18 protein-coding genes are annotated in these 21,828 nt (G+C 41.2%); 3 read left to right on the forward strand and 15 right to left on the reverse strand.

The window, feature by feature from the left end:
- Window positions 1–280 precede the first annotated feature (280 nt).
- The 3 genes from recO (at window position 281) to GD631_RS06120 (ending at window position 3,392) form a co-directional block, all read left to right on the forward strand.
- Window positions 281–1,009 (forward strand): DNA repair protein RecO, encoded by a 729-nt coding sequence (gene recO / locus GD631_RS06110; protein WP_143256817.1) that lies wholly within the window; start codon window positions 281–283, stop codon window positions 1,007–1,009.
- Window positions 1,010–1,195: 186 nt separating this feature from the next.
- Complete coding sequence (locus tag GD631_RS06115) at window positions 1,196–2,143, forward strand: hypothetical protein (RefSeq protein ID WP_143256818.1); 948 nt, start codon at window positions 1,196–1,198, stop codon at window positions 2,141–2,143.
- A 22-nt stretch (window positions 2,144–2,165) separates the two neighbouring features.
- Complete coding sequence (locus GD631_RS06120; RefSeq protein ID WP_143256819.1) at window positions 2,166–3,392, forward strand: acyloxyacyl hydrolase; 1,227 nt, start codon at window positions 2,166–2,168, stop codon at window positions 3,390–3,392.
- A gap of 36 nt (window positions 3,393–3,428) precedes the next feature.
- Here the strand turns inward: GD631_RS06120 and GD631_RS06125 are convergent, their stop codons facing one another.
- From GD631_RS06125 to murD, 15 genes are all read right to left on the reverse strand, one after another.
- Entirely contained in the window at window positions 3,429–4,661 is a 1,233-nt protein-coding gene (locus GD631_RS06125; RefSeq protein ID WP_143256820.1) for a C10 family peptidase, read from the reverse strand.
- Window positions 4,662–4,680: 19 nt separating this feature from the next.
- Complete coding sequence (locus tag GD631_RS06130; protein WP_143256821.1) at window positions 4,681–5,400, reverse strand: hypothetical protein; 720 nt, start codon at window positions 5,398–5,400, stop codon at window positions 4,681–4,683.
- 23 nt (window positions 5,401–5,423) lie between these two features.
- The gene (locus tag GD631_RS06135) at window positions 5,424–6,173 is read right to left on the reverse strand and encodes a hypothetical protein (RefSeq protein ID WP_143256822.1); all 750 of its coding nucleotides are present in this window, start codon (window positions 6,171–6,173) and stop codon (window positions 5,424–5,426) included.
- 7 nt (window positions 6,174–6,180) lie between these two features.
- Window positions 6,181–7,728 carry a C10 family peptidase gene (locus GD631_RS06140; protein WP_117684397.1) on the reverse strand — a complete coding sequence of 516 codons (1,548 nt, stop codon included), beginning with the start codon at window positions 7,726–7,728 and terminating at the stop codon, window positions 6,181–6,183.
- Window positions 7,729–7,735: 7 nt separating this feature from the next.
- Entirely contained in the window at window positions 7,736–9,178 is a 1,443-nt protein-coding gene (locus GD631_RS06145; RefSeq protein WP_143256823.1) for a C10 family peptidase, read from the reverse strand.
- 44 nt (window positions 9,179–9,222) lie between these two features.
- Window positions 9,223–9,612, reverse strand: coding sequence for a BT3441 family protein (locus GD631_RS06150; protein ID WP_143256824.1), 390 nt, complete (start codon window positions 9,610–9,612; stop codon window positions 9,223–9,225).
- A 160-nt stretch (window positions 9,613–9,772) separates the two neighbouring features.
- Entirely contained in the window at window positions 9,773–11,467 is a 1,695-nt protein-coding gene (locus GD631_RS06155; protein ID WP_143256825.1) for a BT3442 family protein, read from the reverse strand.
- A 698-nt stretch (window positions 11,468–12,165) separates the two neighbouring features.
- Window positions 12,166–12,615: a GatB/YqeY domain-containing protein gene (locus GD631_RS06160; RefSeq protein WP_055235118.1), complete on the reverse strand. Its 450-nt coding sequence runs from the start codon at window positions 12,613–12,615 to the stop codon at window positions 12,166–12,168.
- Between the two features lie 86 nt (window positions 12,616–12,701).
- A complete protein-coding gene (ftsZ, locus tag GD631_RS06165) occupies window positions 12,702–14,012 on the reverse strand; it encodes a cell division protein FtsZ (RefSeq protein WP_143256826.1) in 1,311 nt (436 codons plus the stop codon).
- A 57-nt stretch (window positions 14,013–14,069) separates the two neighbouring features.
- Window positions 14,070–15,527: a cell division protein FtsA gene (gene ftsA / locus GD631_RS06170; RefSeq protein ID WP_143256827.1), complete on the reverse strand. Its 1,458-nt coding sequence runs from the start codon at window positions 15,525–15,527 to the stop codon at window positions 14,070–14,072.
- A gap of 92 nt (window positions 15,528–15,619) precedes the next feature.
- Window positions 15,620–16,357, reverse strand: a complete 738-nt coding sequence (locus GD631_RS06175) for a cell division protein FtsQ/DivIB (protein WP_143256828.1) — start codon at window positions 16,355–16,357, stop codon at window positions 15,620–15,622.
- Window positions 16,358–16,419: 62 nt separating this feature from the next.
- Complete coding sequence (murC, locus tag GD631_RS06180; protein ID WP_143256829.1) at window positions 16,420–17,805, reverse strand: UDP-N-acetylmuramate--L-alanine ligase; 1,386 nt, start codon at window positions 17,803–17,805, stop codon at window positions 16,420–16,422.
- Window positions 17,806–17,918: 113 nt separating this feature from the next.
- Window positions 17,919–19,037: an undecaprenyldiphospho-muramoylpentapeptide beta-N-acetylglucosaminyltransferase gene (murG, locus tag GD631_RS06185; protein ID WP_143257079.1), complete on the reverse strand. Its 1,119-nt coding sequence runs from the start codon at window positions 19,035–19,037 to the stop codon at window positions 17,919–17,921.
- 31 nt (window positions 19,038–19,068) lie between these two features.
- A complete protein-coding gene (locus tag GD631_RS06190; RefSeq protein ID WP_143256830.1) occupies window positions 19,069–20,397 on the reverse strand; it encodes an FtsW/RodA/SpoVE family cell cycle protein in 1,329 nt (442 codons plus the stop codon).
- 34 nt (window positions 20,398–20,431) lie between these two features.
- Complete coding sequence (gene murD / locus GD631_RS06195) at window positions 20,432–21,766, reverse strand: UDP-N-acetylmuramoyl-L-alanine--D-glutamate ligase (RefSeq protein WP_143256831.1); 1,335 nt, start codon at window positions 21,764–21,766, stop codon at window positions 20,432–20,434.
- Between the last annotated feature and the right edge of the window lie 62 nt (window positions 21,767–21,828).

Below are 21,828 nucleotides of genomic sequence, written 5' to 3' on the forward strand. Positions count from 1 at the left end.
TTTTAAAAGGTACCTTTCTTTTTAGTTGATATTCAGCGAAATATATGATTGCGTTTTTTATAAAAAAAACTTCTCTCCTGTGAAAAACAGTAGAGAGTCTGTTTTCTTACCACCTTATTATATATAGTGAAATAAAAAACAGTTTATTTGTGACTTCTTTTGTAACTTTCATGTACGCGAAAGATAAAGAAGTGGAAGCGATATTTAACGCCGGATGTCTCCGATTATTTTGTGTTTTTTTTGTAGCTTTGCTTCGGATTGAAAACGAGATTATTCGGCTATGCTGCAAAAAACGAAAGGAATAGTTCTTCATACATTAAAATACAATGATACATCTATCATTGTGGATATGTATACAGAGTTGTCCGGCAGGGCTTCTTTCCTTGTAGCAGTACCCCGTTCGCGGAAAGCGGCTGTAAAATCCGTACTTTTCCAGCCGTTGTCTTTTATTGAGTTCGAGGCCGACTATCGCCCCAACGCAACTCTCTATCGTGTGAAGGAAGCGAAATCCTTTTATCCTTTTTCTTCCATTCCTTATGATCCGTATAAATCTTCAATGGCACTTTTCCTGTCGGAGTTTCTTTACAGGGCTGTTCGGGAGGAGACGGAGAACCGCCCGTTATTTGCTTATCTGCAACATTCCATCATTTGGCTGGACGAGTGTGAAGACGGTTTTGCCAATTTCCATCTGGTTTTCCTGATGCGTCTTTCCCGTTTCTTGGGACTTTATCCGAATCTGGAAGATTATCATACCGGCGATTACTTTGATTTATTGAATGCCTGCTTTACTTCTATTCGTCCCCAACTACATTCCTCTTATATCAATCCCGAAGAGGCTGCCCGTCTCCGTCAACTGATGCGCATGAACTATGAGACAATGCATCTCTTTGGCATGAGCCGTGCGGAGCGTACCCGTTGCCTGACAATTATGAATGATTATTACCGCTTGCATCTGCCGGACTTCCCGGCATTGAAATCACTGGAGGTATTGAAAGAACTGTTTGATTAATTAGTAACTTCTCTTCATTTGCTTGCCATATATTGTTTTAGCTGCATTTTAGCGTCCGCCACTGTAAAACGACAATTAATCAGGTGATGATAACACTTCTTAATGCGGGTTTGTATGCTGTTCCTGAAAATATATGTTACTTTTGTCCGTAGAGAATAAAAGAGAATGAACAAGCGAAAAAACAATATGAAAAGATTCCTATATCTGACGGTCTGTCTTCTCATCCTGGGGGAGTTTTATGGTTGTAACGGAGACGTGTTTGTCGACGACTTTCGTCCTTCCGATTCCGAACTGACGTTGGATGGGAACGGGGATGTCGCCACTATTCAATTTGCAGCATCCAATTGGGATTGGATGTATATTGCCTTCGGTTTTCCCATTCAATATAAAATATATGACGCGGACAATCGCCTGATAACAAATGGCCAAGGTCCATCGCTGAACGGGTTGGGAAAGATTGTGTGCACCGGAGAGTTGATTGATTTCACCATCGAACGCGTTCATCCCGAAGAAGTGAAGATAACGGTAGGCGAGAATGCCCTTTCCGCTCCTTTTCAATTCCAGCTCAGGGCGAGCAACGAGTATGAGTGGCAAGAGATATATGTCGAGATTTCTCCGACAGACAGATATGTGATGGACAGCATCATTTATTCTTTGGATGCATATTCTTACGATCCGGAAAACAGGATAGAGAAAAAAGAAGGCGTCTCCTTTCATAACTTAACAGATGGTTCGTCTACATACACGCTTTTTCCTTTCGAGTCTTTTTATCATTTCATGAGATTTAAAAGCGATGTGCCCGAAGCTTTTCAACTACTGGGCGAAGCCGGTCTGACTGTGGAAATACCAAGCATGAAAGACGGATATTTAGTGATGAACGGCAAACGGGCGCCGTTCATTTCTGCGCAACAAATGTTGTCTTGTCCCAATACGGAACAGGAAGCAGACATAATCCCTCCCCGGACTTCTCGATACTACACCTTATCGATGGTGTATGATTGGTTGGAAACGAGATATACCCTCTATGTTTCTCACCCCAAAACCAAGAAACAACGAATCGTAACCGGCACGTTGCATAGCGAAATGCCTGTAAAATATCATATAACACACAAGGATATCCCTTTCAACAACTAACCTGTCAATAACTAGCATATCAATGATTAGAAATAGGAACGCCATACGGTTGCTGTGCCTCCTTTGCCTCCTGGTACATCCGGCAATCAACGCAAATCTGGAAGCCCAGACAATCACCGGACAACGGAATGACAGCGTCAGCCATCCTCTGATCCGCCATCAGCTTGGCTTCGACATCCGTCCGGGCTATATCGTTTCTACCCATAGTTTTCTGCAAGGAGACAATGTGCAGCAAAAGAAAATCGACCAATCGTTTTCCTTCCATCTCAAGTACGCTTTCAGATTCAGTAAAGAATCCAATCTCGGCAGGCTCTTTCCTCATACCTATCAGGGTATTGGCGTTTCCTACCATACCTTTTTTAGTCCCGTTGAATTGGGAAATCCGGTGTCGGTATACGCTTTTCAAGGGTCACGTATCGCGCAACTGTCGCCCCGTCTGTCGCTTGATTACGAATGGAACTTCGGAGCTTCTTTTGGCTGGAAGAAATATGACGAACTATCCAATCCGCAAAACGTGCTGGTTGGCTCCAAGATCAATGCATACATCAATCTCGGCTTTTTGCTGAACTGGCAAGTTCACAGGTACTGGAAACTGGCGGCGGGTGTAGATCTTACCCATTTTTCCAACGGAAACACGCATTATCCTAATGGGGGCCTTAATGTTATTGGAGGAAGAATCGGCATCGTACGTACTTTGGGCGCGGATGAGTCGCTCGGTTCCATCGCTCCCGGACGGCTCTTTATAAAGCCTCATGTCAGCTATGACTTGGTGATCTACGGAGCCACCCGCAAAAGGGGACTGATTGGAGACGATGTATCGAGTATGATTCCCGGTTCGTTCGGCGTGGCGGGCATCAATTTCGCCCCGATGTATAATTTCAACAACTATTTTCGGGCAGGGCTTTCTGCGGATGCGCAATATGATGAGAGTGCCAATCTCAAGGAGTATAGAGTGGGCGAGTTTTACTCGAGCAATTTGAAGTTTCATCGTCCTCCTTTCCGTAAGCAATTTGCCATGGGGGTATCTCTTCGGGCAGAACTGGTGATGCCTGTTTTCTCTATCAATGTCGGTGTCGGTAGGAACCTGATATACAGCGGTGATGATACGAAAGGGTTTTACCAGATTTTAGCTCTCAAGACTTATGTCACCCGTCATTTGTTTCTACACGTGGGATATCAGTTGAGTAAATTTAAAGACCCCAACAATCTGATGTTGGGGCTTGGATATAGATTTCATGATAAACGATGAAAGGGTAATCTGTATTTGTATACATTTGTTTTTTATCTATTTGTTTCTTATGTTGGCGATTATCCCAAGATTTACATCTTTATATTTTAATCCATTAAGTTCAAATGTAATTCTTCCGTCATTATTAACTAAGAAATATCCATCAAAATTTGTGTTTTTACTAAAGTTGCAATGGAGATAAGTTGAGTTATCTTCATTAATTGCATAACCATCCACTAGAAAAGCAAGCCTATTTTGATCTCCTACTAAAACAGGATATAGAGAAAGTAGCGACTTTTTCACTACATCTAGATTCCAACTCTGATCTTTATCGCAAATCAGGCCACATTGAGAAGAGTTTAAAGCTGCGGATATTTTATTTGTTGGAGTTTCCATGGCAACAACAGCATTTACAATAGAAGATTGTGACCATTTGTCATCGTAGGCTTTGCCCCATACTGGATATGTTCCAATAGTGTCATATATGTATTTGGATAAAATTCCTGCTAACTCCCACCATTTGGGTGTTGTGTCGTTTCTCTCCATAATTAATGTTTCCCAATTCATATACACTCCGTTAATACTTATATATGGTTGTAGGTATGCCATTGCTTGAGCAATGCTTATAACGGCTTCTCCTGTATAATAGTTATCATACCATGCCGATCCCGGTCTACTTCCGACTCCTTCAGCATATTGTACCCATGCTTTGGGTAATAAACGATTGTGTGGTGCACTTTGTGACCATTGGGTGCTACAGAAAGGTACAATCATCACACTTACTTCTCCTGGTATAGGATCAACAGGGTAAGAACGTGTAGACAATTTGTTCTTATAGTTTTGGATTTTATCCAATAAAGTATTCTTCGCCATTTGCATCATAACATTCGGTCCTAAGGAGACTTGATAAACTGAATCATTGAATGACGGTATATATGCGAGTACTTCTTGGAATCTTTTATCTCCGGAAACAATAATTCTCCCATTCTCCGGACCGTTATTTATTTCTATTTCATAAATTAAGGGGAGTTTTTCACTTGATAAAGCTCTTGTTTTTTCAGAAGCGTGTAGCCTATATGTACTTTTTATACCAAATGCAGTATTATTATCTCTAGTTCGTGGTTCGGATGTTACAGATTCGTGAAACGTTTTGGCAATTGTAAGTGCCTCACTTTCTGACAAATCATAAAGACTACTATTAGCTTTTATATTAATCTCTTTGTCTAGTTCCTCTGTACATGCTGAAATTGATACAGCAAAAATGATACATATAAATATGTTTTTTCTCATAATGTTCTTGTTTACTTAATTATTCAATTGCTGATAGAAAACATTGGATTTTTGCACCTCTTACAGATGCATTCGGATATTTTGATTTATACTTTTCAGTAAAGTCTAATACAATGATAATTGCATGGTCGTTTACTACGGTGAATCCGTGTTTAGATATGTTGTTGTTAAAGTTTAAGGTAAGGCTGTCTTTATCCCACTCGTAGGTTCCGGCCTTTTTATTATTGTCATAGTCGGATGAAGAATAATCAATTTCCACAGCTTTAGTATCTTTATCAAAAGAGTATAGTATTCCCGTTCGGTTCTTGGCAATTTCTTTTAATTCGCTCTCTATTATTTCTCGAATGTGCAGGTCACCACCATTTATCCAAGTGCTAGAGGAATCTCCTTTTTCTATGAACTTTCCGGAAAGGTAGTCGGAAATAACTTCAATCTCTGCTAAATTATCAGGATTTCTTAAGTCACGCAGATATATGGAAGTGTTTCCTACACTGTTTCCTGTGATTAGGATTGCCTTACTATCATTTTGCGGTTCAACTGTTGCTATTCGAGGATTCTCTGACTGTAATCCAAGCCCCATTTGGAATTTTTCTAAATCAGACAATATATATACAATTCTTTTTTCTCCTGCTAAAATATGTATGGAGTTGCTACTTAATTCAATGGATTCACAATTTAGTTTGTCTTCGTTTGAGCAGCTAATTGTAAATATACAGAATATCAGAAATAACAGTTTCACTTGTCTATCTACTTTTGTATCGATCAAAATGTAAGCCCTCCTAATTGAATTATTTCATTATCCTTCCAGACATAATTAACTTTTACTTCTGTGATACCGGCATCAGGATATCGTTGCTGATATTCTGATGTTTTGTCACTTTGTAGAATATATCCGTGTGACATTCCTGTAGCAAATTTGAAGCCGAATTTCTCTGTTTTGTCGTCATACATTAGGGTTAAAGAGGTAATATTCCATTCGTATGTACCTTCTTTGAATATCCCCGAATCAGTTTTCATTGTGAACTTTTTGGTTTCTTGATTGAATGTATAAGTGGCACCGATGAATGGCTTTTCTTTTTCTCGTAACTCAATTTCTATCTCTGGAGGGATCCTTAGATCTATTGCTTTTATTATTATTCCCGGAGAACCAGGATGACCTTCGAGCGGAATTCCCCAATTGATAATTTCCGAGCTGTTGAAGTATATTACATATACGTAGATCTCACATACTATCTTATTATTGTCAGTATCAATCAGTCGTATCATGGTGCTCCCACTTTTGTATGTAGCGATGCATACGCCCATTACGTCAAGAGTTGCAGTTGCAATTTCTTGATTTTCTGATTCTAATTTATAGTTGTGCTCTGTTAAGTCTGTTTCTATGATGATGTGTGATGTCACTCCTTCCCATATAGAAACTGATTTCTTTTCAACTTCGTATGGTTGTTCTTCAGAGCAACCATACGAAGATATGAGTAATGATGCAATAAATAAAAAAATATTAATTCTCATTGCTGGGCTATTTTCTAGTTATATTATATAACATAGTCATTTCTTGGGTATAGTATGCAACATATTCTTTCTTTGTCTTAAATATGACATCACAATCTTGCAAATCATTACTTGTTCTGAAATAAGCTTTAGACCCTATTCCCCATCCAATATTTACTGACCAATAATGGTAGTACCCTGCACGTCGAGGATGTCTGGTAATAACCACTCCATCTATTAACCATGCATGCCCTCCAAGTTTTCCAGTTATATTACCATCTTTATCTACTATATGCCCTGAACCAAATAGGAAAACAGGTTTTCTTTCAAATAAAGATTGCTTGGCAAGATTTCCGTCAAATTTAGTTTTTTGATCTCCCGAAAAATTAGTCATGCTTCTTAAGTAATTTATCATATTGGGAGTAGAAGTTTCTGTTTGCGTAATTACGGACTTTGTGTATTTACTACCTGTTTCGATATCTTGCAATACTTTATCTTCATATGCAGGGTGTGAGCCTGTATCTACATATATTTTATACAATAAGCCGGAAATCATATCTATTAAATCTTGTGGTGAACTTAATTCTGGTTGCCATGGCTTACTGACAATATGATCTACTGAAGTCACATAGTTCCAATCTACTTTTTGGTTATCTTTTATAGACATGGCAGGTTTTATTATACTAAATAACATTCCTATTGCGAGATTAGCACATCCTACTACTATATGCCCTTCATATTCGCTATTGACGTCATCAAAAATCATCATTACAGGCATCGCAGAATTGTATGGAGTATTTTGTGACCATTCGACTTTCGATAAGGGATTAACAAAACCTACTACTTCTGATTTGGGCTTTTCTACACCTCCGGCTGGATTTCCCGGATTATTATTTCTGGTAGATACTTCATCAGTAGTTATAATTTGGTCTTTAATATTTTGATAAGATACTTCTCTTTGGGGAATGTTTAGTTGTTGGGCGATTTTATAGAGGGTAGAATCTCTTTTAGTAGACTTTATATCTTCTATGTGTTGGATATCTAAAAGGATATTCTTTTTGGATACTTCCAGTAAGTAACCTATCCTATTATCAGTTTCACTATCTGGGCAATAATTGTCTGTATAGAAAAGGACTTCGGGCATTCTTTCATCACCACATACTACTGCCAGACTTTTGCTGCCATCATCGTTGGCTAACTCAACATTAAATATAGGTACAGCGAGTTCATTGGGTATTGATGAACGAGTTGTAGTTATGGTTTCAATAATATTGTTATTTTGGGTAATATAATACTTCTTTTTAATAGCCACTTTTGATAGTTTTGAGTTTCGTGTAGTAGCTACTTTTTTAGTTTCTATATTATTCTTAAAATCAGAGATAACATTGGTTATTTCCTCGTCAGATAGTTCTTGGGGAGCATCATACGCAATACTGGTAAACTCCTCCGGGGTTAAAATGATCTTATCGCTCTCTGTGTTTTTCTCATTAAAGTTGCTGATAACGTTAGTATCTGTGCATGATAAAAGAAGAAATGAAGCAATAAGTGTGTATAAGAAATATTTATTCTTTGGCATATTGTTTTTATCTTACGGAAATATTATTTAAGTAATCCATTTTGTAGCACCATTCTTTAATACCTTTGGCTTCAAAACACGTATTGGCATTACTGTCTAATTTATAGTAACCTGTACACTCGTCTGCCCATCCTAAGTTGGCATGCCAGTATACATCGTTATTCTTCACTAATTGGCGGGTAACTATGGATTTTTCAGTTATTAACATGCCAGAGATGATGAAGGCATGATCGGAGGTTAACATCATAATTAAGCGTCCTGCACGTAATGCTGCCCATGCTAAATCACCATTAAAAGAGGCTTTAGGTTTGTAGTTAAAATATTTATTCATTGTCTTTAACATGTTTACTTCAGAAACTTCGCTTGCAATGACGGCACCATCCCAATCTTTTTTTGAGGTTGTATGATTTTCGCGGTAAAGATCAATTATTAGACACTCTGCATCACCGCGTCCTCTCTCACTAGATCCTGGATCATCAATCTTAGGAGTTTGTGCCATTAGATCCCAATTCGGAATAAAGCTACCATGTCCATCAGGATTAGGAAATGAAATTTGTGGAATTCTACGACGGTGGGTATACGTCATCATTTGGGCCATAGCAATGTTCACGCATCCTGCGGGAACTGCAGTATAATTTTTTCCCCCATTTTCTGTTCTTACCCAATCAAGTAAATCATTATAACCGAACGCTCCATTGTAGGGAAATTCTTGTCCCCAGTTAGTTTTCACGAGTGGAAAAATAGATGTTTCAAGAATTTGCATTTCTATATCTCCTATTTGTACAGCAGTTGATCTTGTTGTAGGCTTTGCATCAATAACAACTATATTATCTTTGACTTTCTCATAAGAAATTTCATTTATAGGTACTTCTAGTTCTTTACTAATCTTCTTAAGTGTTGGGAGCCGCAAAGAGTCTACAGCTTCTTTCATCTTTATTGTATTATATAGATAACTTGCTTTTGAAGCATGTAATAGTTTACTAGCTCCTGTTTGCTCCATCATTTTTTCACTACTACATTTAGGAATGAAGGCTATGATTGCAGGGAAATTTGCATTTGCTGAAACCACAGCACGACCGATAGAAGAGCCATTGGTAAATTCGATTTCACAAATTTTTGATGTAATATCGTCATTGTTGATGGCTCTTGTTGCTTGTTCTTGTTCTTTGAATTCTCCCTCTTTATTTATGAAACTCTCTTTTACAATTTTAAATGAAGTTGCATTGCTTCTTGTTGTTGTTCCGTTTTGCAGATTAGCAAAAGCATTTACCATATCAAAAAGAGTTTTCTCTTCCAAATCTTTTGTTTCCTCATAGGAGATGCTGAAGACTTCATCTTGTGTAAGTTTGATCTTCTTTTGAGAGATAAAATCTTCAGAAATATCATTCGTACACGAATGAATGGTGAATAGGCTGGCTATTGCACACAAAAAATAGAATAGTTTTTTCATACTTTTAATTATTAAGTTGTGTAATGATTGTATGTTTGTTATTTTTATGGTATTGAGTGCTCTATTTCAAACTCTCCAATGAAAGTTATGTCTTCTTCTATATAAAGAAGTTCATAATGACCGGCTTTGTAACCTTTTAAATCAATTTTATAAGTTTCTTGCTCATTAGGAGTTACCATTATGTTTTGGAATATGATATTTCCTTGCTGATCTTTTACTTGGAAAGTAACTTGATTGTCGACGTTTTCAAGAAAACGAACTTCAATAGAGTGTTCGTCGAGGATGGCTTCTATCGGGCTAGAAATTGGTGTCCTTTGTGGGTAGTCCCATCTTTTGAGAACTATACACTTAGCTTTACGCTCTGATAGATTGTTAGCTTTCATTGTCATGAATGAAATACTAATAAATAATAGTACAATACTTAATCTCTTCATATCTTTAATTGTTTTCTGCAAATTTATGGAGAGTAGAGGGAGGATGCAAGTAAAGTACGTTTTTGGACGTGGACAACTAGGTATTGATAATCAGTCGTTTATGTTGTTTTACGTGGACATTATTTTATACTGTAGATTATTTCTTTAGAAAACATGATTATTATTGCATGTTTTCGATTAAATATTCATGTAATGTAGAATTATTATCTGTTAATGTTATGTCTAGTTTTCTTCTAAGTCTGAGGCGTTTTTTTCTTACTGAGTCGACTGTTATATTTAATAATTTTGCTTCAGTGTTAGTGTCGAATCCATACATGTAGAGACAACAATATAGAAAGTCTTGTTCTGATAGATCTGGGCATAGACTATATATGTATTTATGGAGACTTGGGTAGATATGTGTTATTTCATCTGAGATGAGTTTCCATTGTTTTTCTGTTATTAATGGTTTGTCATTTCTTGGTCTATTTTGATTGGCTTGGTATGTTAACTCTTTGAATAGAGGTGAGTTTTCTAGAGATTTATTTTGTAATTCCTTATAATTAGCAGTCAGAAGACTTATTTCTTCTTGCATTTTATTATAGTTCTCATTTTTTTCTTTAAATGTATCTAACAATCTTCTTTTCTTTTCCAGTTCTAATGAAACATAGAGTAAATTTGTTTTTATTTGATTTAATTCATCTCGTTGTCTTTGGATTTTTTCTTTCGCTTTTTTTCGATATAGGAGATATCCTATTATTGTCAATAATAAGGAGGCCACACAAGTAGCTGAAACGATAATATGTCCTTGTTGCTTAATCTTTAATTTGTCTATTTCTTGCTTGATTTTTAGATGATTATATTTTGATTCTATATTTAATATCTTGGATTGGTTGTCGGCATATACAATAGAATCTAACATGTTAACATATTCTTCCAAGTAAGTAAGAGCTTCCGTATAATTTTTCTCTGCATTATAGATTTGATAATATAAATAATTAATACTGCATGTGTATTCTGGATTATCTTTTGGTATGTTAAATAATAACTTTTTAGCTTTATCTATTGAATCAGATGCAGTGTATAGGTCGATCAGCGCAATATAATTAGGCATTTTGTTTTTTCCAGCTAATGCTTTGAGGAAGAACTTTTCTGCTTTATCGTATTTGTCCTGCATAGAATAGATATTGCCTAAGGCGTTACTTATTGATGCGGTAACATTAATATTACTAGTATTCGCTGCTATAGAATCGGCTATAATTAGAATATTTAGAGCATGTGATAATGAATCCATTTCTGCATATTCACGTCCTACATCTCTTAACGCACAAGCATAGCTATCCGTATTATTTTCTTTTTTGAAGTATTCGGCAGCAGTCTCATATCTTTTGATGGCTTCTGTTCGCATGAATTTCTCTCTGTACAAATCTCCTATATAGTCGTAGATATATCCGATGAGATTATTGAATTTATTCTTTTCTGCAATATCCAATGCATTTGTATATATTGACATTGCTTTATCATAATCTCCATCTGCAAAAAAGGATCGACCTAAATAAATAGAGATTTGCACTTGTTCATCCGGAGTACCATGTGAGGAATACCACTCATAAGCCCTCTCTAATTGATAAGTTGGTAAGATGGTGGTGAAAATCTCGTCTGTAATCTTTCCTGATAACATACACCAGCGTGCAAAAGTTTTGTCGTCTAGTTTTTCAGGAAATGATATGTCTTTTAGTAGATTGGATGCGCTGTCAGGATTTACGGCAATGGCTTTTTCTACTTCATTTAGCAGTCTGTTAGATGCGGATTGTTGTTTGTTGCATCCTGATAGCACTAATATATATGTTATCATTATAGCAGTACTCTTTCTCATTTGTCTGTCGTGGTTAGTTTCGTTGTAAAAGTAATCTTTATTTTCTATATTATGCTCTTTTATAGGGAGATTATTTTAGTTTGGGAAATAATAATTAGCACTGTCCATATCATACATTATATTAATTTCAAATGTGTTTTTACTTTATTAAGTTCATGTGATATAATTTAGTTATTTCCCAGCTATTAATAGACTCTTCCTTATTTATAGTGAATAGTAGTATCTGTTTACTGTTATACTGAACTATTGTTTAATCCGGCTGGAGGACGAGTGCTGTTGTCCAATCAGTCGACTACTGTCGGCTATATAGACGACTTTAGTTGTCTGCATAGCCAACTGGAGTTGTCTGATAGTGAATAGGCTGTTTGTCATTGGTGTGAAGTCGTGATTAATCAGGGTGGTTATAAGCGGGCGTGAAAAGTGTGAAGGAGGTATTTTATGCTATTTGTTCACAGCAAAAGTCTGATAACCATCTTTTTATAGTCGTGTGATGAGTGTGAAAGTTGATAATGATTCTACAAACGGATATGGATTGAAATTAACGAAAGTTGCAGATGTGTGTAAGATAAAACATCTTGCACGCATCTGCAACGGTATCTTGCACAGGTTTATACTGCTATTAATCAAATATATAAACTTTGGCTAGTGTAAGGTGCAAGATAAAATCGAACTAAAGTCTTCTGTAAAAGTGCCGGAAGTTATCCCAAAAGCTCTTTTACTTTTGCGGAAATGGCACGTCCTTCTGCAAGTCCTGCCAACTTCTTGGAGGCAACTCCCATGACCTTACCCATATCTTTGCCGCTCGTAGCACCTGTCTCTGCGATAATTTCCTTCAAAGCAGCTTCCAGTTCTTCGGCAGTCATCTGTTTCGGCAGGTATTTTTCCATAACGGCTACCTGACCCAATTCTACTTCCGCCAAATCCTGACGACCCTGTCCGATATAGATTTCAGCAGAATCTTTTCCTTGTTTTACAAGTTTCTGGATAATCTTCAGAGCTGCGTCATCTGTCAATATATCGTTAGCTCCCGGAGCTGTCTTAGCTTCGAGGAAGAACTTCTTTATATTTCTCAAGGTTTCAAGGGCTACTTTATCTTTCGCCTTCATTGCGTTTTTAATGTCTTCGCTGACTTGATCGAATAAATCCATACTATTATAATTAAATATTAAAGATTAAAAATTATAACTGAGGCCTGATTCCGCGGGGCTATAATTTTCGTTCTTAAGCTCTTTGTTTAGAATGTAATCACGCCATTATCATCCGTGGCTTCTTCCGTTGCCACTTCCTCTTCCAGTGCAGCTTTCGTCCGGATTTTGGTAAGAGTTGTCTTATCACGCATGTACGTAGGAGAATCTTCCACCATGGCGATGATATCGTCGTTGTCCAAATCTTCCATGTTGAAAAGATAGATGTGGCGGCGTTTGCGGAGACTCTTGCTTCCGATATTGCTGGCGCTTTCGCCGTATGCTTTGCGGATACGTTCCTTGTTCTTCTCTTTTTCCTCTTCCAGTTGCAGTTGGCGTTCTTCCTCTTCCTGGCTGCGTGCAGCGTGCAGGCTGTCCATTCCGGGGACGTCTTCTACACCGAATCCGGTTGCCAATACGGTGATCTTTACTTTTGTCTCCAATGAGTTGTCGATGGCAACACCCCAGATCACTTCCACTCCTTCGCGGAATTTGCTCATGAACTCGTGTATCTCGTTCATTTCTTCCATCATCAGTTCGGATGACGGGCAGAAAGAAACGTTCAACATAACCTTCTTGGCATTGAAAATATCGTTGTTGTTGAGCAGCGGAGAATGCAGGGCATCGTCGATTGCTTTCGTCACACGGTTTTCTCCTTCACCGAATCCGGTACTCATGATAGCTACTCCGCCATCTTTCAGAATAGTTTTCACATCAGCAAAGTCGAGGTTGACCGTACCACGCATGGTGATAATCTCGGCAATACTCTTGGCAGCGATGGAAAGAGTGTCATCGGCTTTGCCGAAGGCATTCATGAAGGTAAGGTCGGCGTATATTTCGCGCAGGCGTTCGTTGTTGATAACCAATAGGGCATCAACATGCTGGGCGATACGTTCGACGCCGTCCAGTGCCTGGATGATTTTCTTTTCTCCTTCGAAGATAAAAGGGATGGTGACGATGCCGACAGTCAGAATATCCATTTCCTTCGCAATGCGGGCGATGACCGGTGCAGCTCCTGTGCCGGTTCCTCCTCCCATTCCGGCGGTGATGAATACCATCTTGGTGCCGTCGTTCAGTTGGTTTCTGATATCTTCTATACTTTCTTCGGCGGCGTCGCGTGCCCGTTCGGGACGGTTGCCGGCTCCAAGCCCTTGCGTGATGCTACGGCCCAGTTGCAGTTTCACCGGGACAGGTGATTCGGCCAATGCCTGGTTGTCCGTGTTACAAAGAACGAACGTTACATCATGGATGCCTTCCCGGTACATGTGGTTTACAGCGTTACCACCACCACCACCTACACCAATCACTTTGATGATCTTCGGTGAATCTGTCGGGAAATCGAATTGTACTATCTCGTCCATATCTTGATTGAATTATGAATTACGAATTATGAATATTGATTAACAAGCGGATGACGGTTACTTCATATCGTCGTCGGAGAAGATTTCTTTCGTCAACGAGTCGATCTTGCGCTGAATCCAGCTCGGACCGGCTTCTCTTTTCCGTCTTTCTTTCTCTTCCTTTTCCTTTTGCTTGCGAAGTTTCTCCGCTTCTTTGGCAGCTAACTTGGCTTCACGCTCTTCTTCCTCTTTCTTGAGGCGGGCGATGCGCGCCTGTTCCTTCAGCTCTTGGTCGTCCTCAAACATGTCTGCGGTCCTATGCACTTCCGGCTCCGGTTTGGAGACTGACGGTGCAGGGGTAGCAACTTGCGGAGTGCTTTCAGTCAGGCAACAGTTTTGGTTACCTTCAAACAGGAGACCGAACAATGTGTTCTGTGAACCGTCTTTTTTTAGTATATTGCTGGGTGCATGGACCGTATTGCGCGGAAGTTTCGCCATCCGTATCTTTTCTATCTTGCTGCGTTTGCGCAAGGTTTCGTCCAAGTTCTTCAGGTTGGCGGCTCCTCCTGTCAGGATAAGTCCTGCCAGCAGTTTGTCTTCGTAGCCGGATAGCTGAATCTGGTTCCATACGTTGGCAATGATTTCTTCAGCACGGGCTTCGATGATATTATTAAGGTCTGCCACTTTGATGATACGGTTGTCATCGTCCAGTTTGCAGGTAGCTTCTTCCTCTTCTTCGGGGTCTTCTTCGTAGAGGGCGTCACCGTAGGCTTTTTTCAGGCGTTCGGCTTCTTCCTCTTCCATTTGCAGGGTGGTGATGTCACGCGTGATACTGTTGCCTCCCAAAGGTAATACGGTGAGGAAGCGAAGGATGTTATTCTTATATACAGAGATGGTAGTCGTATCTGCTCCGAAGTCGATCAATGCACAACCCGAACGGCGTTCGCTTTCTGTCAGTACGGCGTTGGCTGTTACTAACGGGGCGATCAGCTGGTCGGCAATGTCGATTTTTGCCTGCTGGAAGCAATGCTCCAGATTCTTGCGTACGGAAGCACGGGCAACGATGTTGAGGAAACGTCCCTCAATATGGCTTCCTACCAGACCTACCGGATTGGCTTGCAGATTATTGCCCACCTTGTATTCTTGTGGAGCTACGTCCAATATATCCATATCAACCACCGGGATGGCAATGTTTTCATCACCGATAGCGCTTACAAGTTCTTCGGATATGATGGCTTCTTCCTCCAGGTCGCGGCTTACTACATTGCGAACTGTGCGGAGTGATTGTCCGCCGATGCCTACATATACCTTGGCAATTGAGTTTTTCAACTCACCTTCCAGTCTGTTGATGATCGAGGTCAGGCTTTGCGCTGTCTTGTCCAGATTGAAAATTACTCCTTTACGAATAAACGTAGAAGAGTCTTCCTGGGCATAGGCTAATACCTGCATGCTTCCGTCACTGTTCTTTCTTCCGGCCACACCGGTTATCTTCGATGAACCAAGTTCAATAGCGGCGATAAATTCTGTTGTTGCCATATATATTTATTTACGATTTTACGATTTACAATTTACGATTGAAAAAAGATTGTTCACTCCTCATCTGTCAACTATCGATTATCAACTATTACCTACTCTCGTTTTGTGCAGATAATCTGGTTATTGAATTCGAGGTTGATGCGTGAATATTTATTCCAGCCTACCCGGTTGAGTCCTTTCTTGTAGAACTTCTTCAAACGTGCCAGTTTATCTTCAAAGTTTTCCAGTTTTCCGAGATAGACGAGATGGTCTCCCACACGCGGCACCAATTCGATGTTCTGGTCGGGCAACACGTGAATCTGTTCTATCTGGGCGTCCCAGAATTTATTATTATGCAAAAATACACCAAACTTATATAAATCCTTCATTGCAAACGACTTTTCTACGTTTCCGGTGACAATTACCCGGTGAGCGACGCATTTTGCTTCCGGTGGCATGACGGTTCCTTTGTTGTCAAGGTAGTAGTTCTGACCGTTGGAACTCATCACCCGAAGAATAGGAATACGTTGTGTCACTTCCACGCATACTTTGCCGCTGGGTGTTTTGTAACACTCGGCTTCGTCAATCAACGGATGTTTGCTTAATTCCCGTTCCAGTGACTTGGTAGAGATACGCTCCATCTTCTTCCCGATGGGGTAGATCCCTTTGTGCTGAAGGATACCTTTCAGCTCTTCTTTGGTGATGAAGCCGGCGTACGCGGTATCCTTGATAACCAATTCCATGTCACGGCAGGTCTGGTCGGCAGGCTTGCGGTTGAATGCGGTGATAGCTACGGCGAGGTAAGCTATAAGCACCAGCATGACGATGGATAGAAGGATTCTTTTAATCATAATTAAAAATTAAAGATTAAAAATTAAAATGGCTGCACTGTTTCGGACAGATGGCCGGATTATTATTTATTGATCTTCTTTTCTAATAGTTCCTTTATTTCAGGGACATAGTTGTCAATGTCTCCAGCCCCCAAAGTGATTAATACTTCAATGTTTTTATCTTTCAGAATGTTCAGTATATCTTCTTTTTTGCACATACTTTTTTCAATGCCCGGACGGAGATTATCATAAATCAGTTTGCTGGTGACTCCCGGAATCGGTGCTTCACGTGCCGGATAGATGTCTACCAGAATCACTTCGTCGAGTAGCGACAGGCTATCTGCAAAATCCTGATAGAAGTCGCGGGTACGGGTATAGAGATGCGGCTGGAAGATGGCTGTGATCTTCTTGTCCTTGTAAAGTTCGCGCATAGACAACACACTCTGCTTGATTTCAGAGGGGTGGTGGGCGTAGTCACTCAAAAAGACGATACGGTCGTTCTTGATCTTGAAGTCGAACCGGCGGTCTACTCCGCGGAAACTAGCCATGCCTCTTTTTATTTCCTCATCGGTCACCCCGTTAAGGTGTGCCAATGCCATGGCGGCTACGCCGTTTTCTATGTTGATACTAACCGGAATTCCCAGTTGGATGTCGTTGATACGGGTGTCCGGGGCAATAAAGTCGATGAATATCTCTCCGTTTCCGATACGGATGTTTTCTGCATGGAAGTCGCCCTCGTCACGTGAGTAAGTATAGACACGAACGCCCGGCTGCACTTTGGGTTGCAGGGCGATGCCTTTGCGGATAATCAGTGCGCCATCCGGTTGGATAAGCGTGGTATAATGTTCGAAACTTTCCAGGTAGGCTTGTTCTGTGCCGTAGATATCCAGATGATCGGGGTCGGTAGACGTGATTACGGTCATATAGGGCGACAGCCAGTGGAAAGAGCGGTCGAATTCATCCGCTTCAATCACCGTGTAAGGGCTTGTTTGAGAGAGCAACAGGTTGGTGCCGTAGTTCTTTGAGATTCCTCCGAGAAAAGCGGTACATTCCACGTGCGACTGGTGTAACAGATGGGCTGTCATCGTCGATGTAGTTGTTTTACCGTGAGTACCTGCCACGCACAGACCTTTGCTCGAATGTGTAATCGTTCCCAATACTTGGGCGCGTTTCTGTATTTCGAATCCGTTGTTGCGGAAATAAACGAGTTCTTCATGTTCCTGCGGAACGGCGGGCGTGTATATGACTAACGTGCTTTCCTTGTCTTTGCAGGCTTCGGGAATCAGGTCGACGTTTTCTTCATAATGTATTTGTGCACCTTCAGCGATCAGGGTTTCAGTCAATGGAGTAGGGGTACGGTCGTATCCGGCTACTGCCTTTCCTTTAAAGAGGAAGTAACGTACAAGTGCACTCATACCGATGCCGCCGGCACCTACGAAATAGACTGATTTTATCGTTTCTATATTCATTTCTTCTGTTTTTTTATTTTAGTACGGATTACGTCATTTGATCCCGAGGGCTATGCCGCTACTTCACTTTGTGCAATCCGATAATCTATTTGTCTATTCTTTACTCCTGTTTATCAGTTCTTCACTTCTGCCAGCTTGATGACCTCCTGTGCGATGATTCTCGCAGAATCGGGCAAAGCCAGTTTAGCGATATTCTCTGTCAGTTCTTTCAGCTTCTGTTCGTCATTGACGGTGGATAATGCTACATCCATCAGGGTTGTTCCCGCTTCACTGTCTTTGACGTAGATAGCTGCCTGTTTGTCCACCAATGCTAAGGCATTCTTTGTTTGGTGATCTTCCGCCACATTGGGCGAAGGCACTAAGATAACAGGTTTATGTAACAGGCAGAATTCTGAAATAGAACCTGCTCCCGCACGGGAAATAACAAGATCGGCGGCTGCATAAGCGGCTGCCATGTCTTTGATGAAATCCGTTACATATAAATTCGGAAGTGTTCCTGCCGCTTTTACAGCTTCTTTCACTTGCGGGTAATAGTATTTGCCTGTTTGCCAGATGAATTGCACATCCGTATTTTCTTTGATGGTTGCCAGTCCGGAGATCAGCGTATTGTTGATGGTACGTGCACCCAGACTGCCGCCTACAATCAGAATCGTCTTTTTACCCGGTTGTAAGTTGAAAGAACGCAATGCTTCTTCTTTAGACGGCATATCCTTTGTCAGGTTTTGGCGGACAGGATTCCCCGTCATGATAATCTTGTCGGCAGGGAAGAACTTTTCCATTCCGTCATAAGCTACACAGATCACCTTTGCTTTCTGTGCCAGAAGTTTATTGGTAACTCCGGCATAAGAGTTTTGTTCCTGAATTAATGTCGGTATTCCCATCATTCCGGCAGTCTTTAGTGTCGGTCCGCTTGCATATCCGCCTACGCCTACCGCCACTTGCGGACGGAAGTCCTTGATAACTTTGCGTGCTTTCCACTGGCTGCGCATCAGTTTTATCAATACAGATACATTTTTCCATAAACGTTTGCGGTCGAACCCGGCTATCGGAAGCCCGATAATCCGGTAACCTGCGTCGGGAACCCGTTGCATTTCCATACGTCCTTCAGCACCAACAAAGAGAATTTCTGCGTCGGGGCGTAACTCTATTATAGCGTTTGCGATAGAGACGGCAGGAAAGATATGCCCTCCTGTTCCTCCACCGCTGATGATAATTCTAAGTTCTTTTTCCATCATAATGTTTTTCTTCTGTCTTTCTCAACGTTTACCGCTCATTGTTACTGCTGTCATGCTCATCCTCAAACTTGGCATCGCTGTTCAGAATCTGTGCTGTCGGTTCGGCGGCAGTCTGTGCCTCGGAACTTGCTGCTGCATCCGCTTCTAATTGCAGTTGGATCTGTGCATCGTGCGCTTTCTGTTCTTCCAGATGAGCGGTATATCGGCTTACGCTTAATATCATACCAATATAAGCGCAGTTGATTAACGTACTTGTACCTCCTTTGCTGACCAAAGGCAGGGGCTGTCCCGTGACGGGGAATAATCCGACGGCAACCATCATATTCAGTATTGCCTGCGATACTAATAGCAGCGCAATACCCATGACGAGAAAGGCAGGGAAGGTCCGCTCGCATTTCTGGGCGATTCGTCCGGCTCGCATCAGCAACCATAGATAGAGGAACACCACAAATATTCCTCCTACCAGTCCCATTTCTTCAATCACAATCGCAAAGATAAAATCGGAGAATGCCTGACTAAGGAAGTCACGCTGTATCGAGTTTCCCGGACCTTTGCCGACTACATGGCTGGTAGCAATGGCGATGCGTGCATGCGCAATCTGCGCGTCTTTGTCAATATCAAACTTGGCAGCCGGTACTTCCTCTTTCTCAAAGAAGCCGGAAATACGATTCTGCCATGTTTCGAAGCGGTGAAGTCCCGGAGTGTTATGCAGTGTTTTGGCGGGAATAGCCATCAGTACACCGACGGCAACACCGCCCGCAAGCGCCAATATACCCAACATTCCGAACAGTTTCTTCGCAGATACCCGCCCGATGAACATCATCAGGAAGACCACTCCGAAGAGTAGCATCGCTGTCGAAAGGTTTTCCGGCGCGATGAGCAGAAATACCAGTCCGGTGAGGATCATGATATATTTGAAGGCGTTCGGGTTGGCTCCGTATTCGTCCTGCCTTTTGGACAGGATGAATGAGACGGCAATGATAACCGCCATCTTTGCCAATTCCGAGGGCTGGAACTGTAATCCCATAAAGGTCATCCAGCGGGCTGCCCCGTTGACACGGTCCCCTGTGATGATACCCATCAGCGTGACAAACGCCAATAGAACCAGAGAAACCGGATACAGAAAGACCGGAAATACCTGGAACCATTTGTAGGGAACATTATGCAGAAACACTACTACCACAGCACCTACCATCAGGATGATGGAGTGTTGTGTAATCGGTCCCCAATGGTCGCCACTTTTGTAAGTCAGCGTCGACGCTGCCGAGAACACCTCGATAATAGAGATGAGGCAGAGACAGAGGAAGATAATCCAGATTACCTTGTCACCTTTGAATATGTTCTTTAATAAATCCAATCTTGTAGCAATTTAAAAAATTAATAATTAGAAATTAAAGGGCACGGACACATTCCTTAAACTGGTCGCCACGGTCTTCATAGCTCTTGAAGAGGTCGAAAGAGGCGCAGCAGGGGCTCAATAATACCGTTTCACCTTTCTTTGCCAGTTTGTAGGCAGCTTCTACGGCGTCCTTCATTCCGGTTTGTACGTCTGCTACGGGCAGGCCGAAACGATCGAAGAATTCGTGAAGCTTTTCGTTATGAAGCCCAAGGTATACCAGTGCCGAACACTTTTCGCGTACCAGGTCTTCAATTTCAGTATAGTCGTTGCCTTTATCTTTACCACCGAGAATCAATACTGTTTTGGTAGTCATGCTTTGCAGGGCATACCAGCAGGAGTTGACATTCGTTGCTTTAGAGTCGTTAATGAAATCAATTCCGCGGACACGTGCCACCTTTTCCAACCGATGTTCTACTCCCTTGAAGTCGGAGAGGGCTTTACGGATGTTTTCTTTGGCGATGCCGGCAAGGTTTGCCGAGATGCCGGCGGCTAAAGAGTTGTATAGGTTATGTTGTCCTGTCAGAGCCAGTTCCTCCTGCTCCATGTTGAAGGCAATCGGTTCGGTGATTTTCACTTCGTGATCTTCTACGTATGCGATAGCTCCATCTTCTTTTACAGCGGCAAAAGGATACAGGTGAGCTTTCAGACCGTGTTTCGCCAGTTCCTGTTTGATGATCGGGTCGTCATTCCAGAAGATGAAAGCATCGTCCGGAGTTTGGTTTTGGGTAATGCGGAATTTAGCGTCGATGTAATTCTGCATACAGTGGTCGTAGCGATCAAGATGGTCTGGAGTGATGTTCATCAATACGGCGATGTTTGCACGGAAGTTATACATATTATCCAGCTGGAAAGAGCTAAGTTCGATAATATAATAGTCATGGTAATCTTCGGCTACCTGCAAAGCAAGACTTTTGCCGATGTTGCCTGCCAAACCTACGTTCAGACCTGCGCTTTTGAAAATATGGTAGATCAGGGAAGTCGTTGTAGTCTTCCCGTTAGAACCTGTAATACAGATCATTTTGGCATCAGTATAGCGTCCGGCAAACTCAATCTCAGAGATCACCGGTGTGCCTTGAGCTTTCAGTTTCAGGATGATCGGGGCATCATTCGGGATACCGGGGCTTTTGATAACCTCGTCGGCATTCAGAATGAGTTCTTCGGTATGGTGTCCTTCTTCCCAGGCAATATGATGGCTGTCGAGAAGTTCCTTGTACTTGTCCTTGATGGCGGACATGTCCGAAACAAACGTCTCAAATCCTTTGACTTTTGCGAGTACGGCTGCACCTGCGCCGCTTTCGCCAGCTCCTAAAATTACAATTCTTTTCATCTACAATAATGTGCCCTTGTTTTCTAATCGACTGATTTATCTATTAGCTGCGCACATCTTTT

The organism is Bacteroides luhongzhouii (assembly GCF_009193295.2).
In the GTDB taxonomy this organism is placed as follows: Bacteria; Bacteroidota; Bacteroidia; order Bacteroidales; family Bacteroidaceae; genus Bacteroides; species Bacteroides luhongzhouii.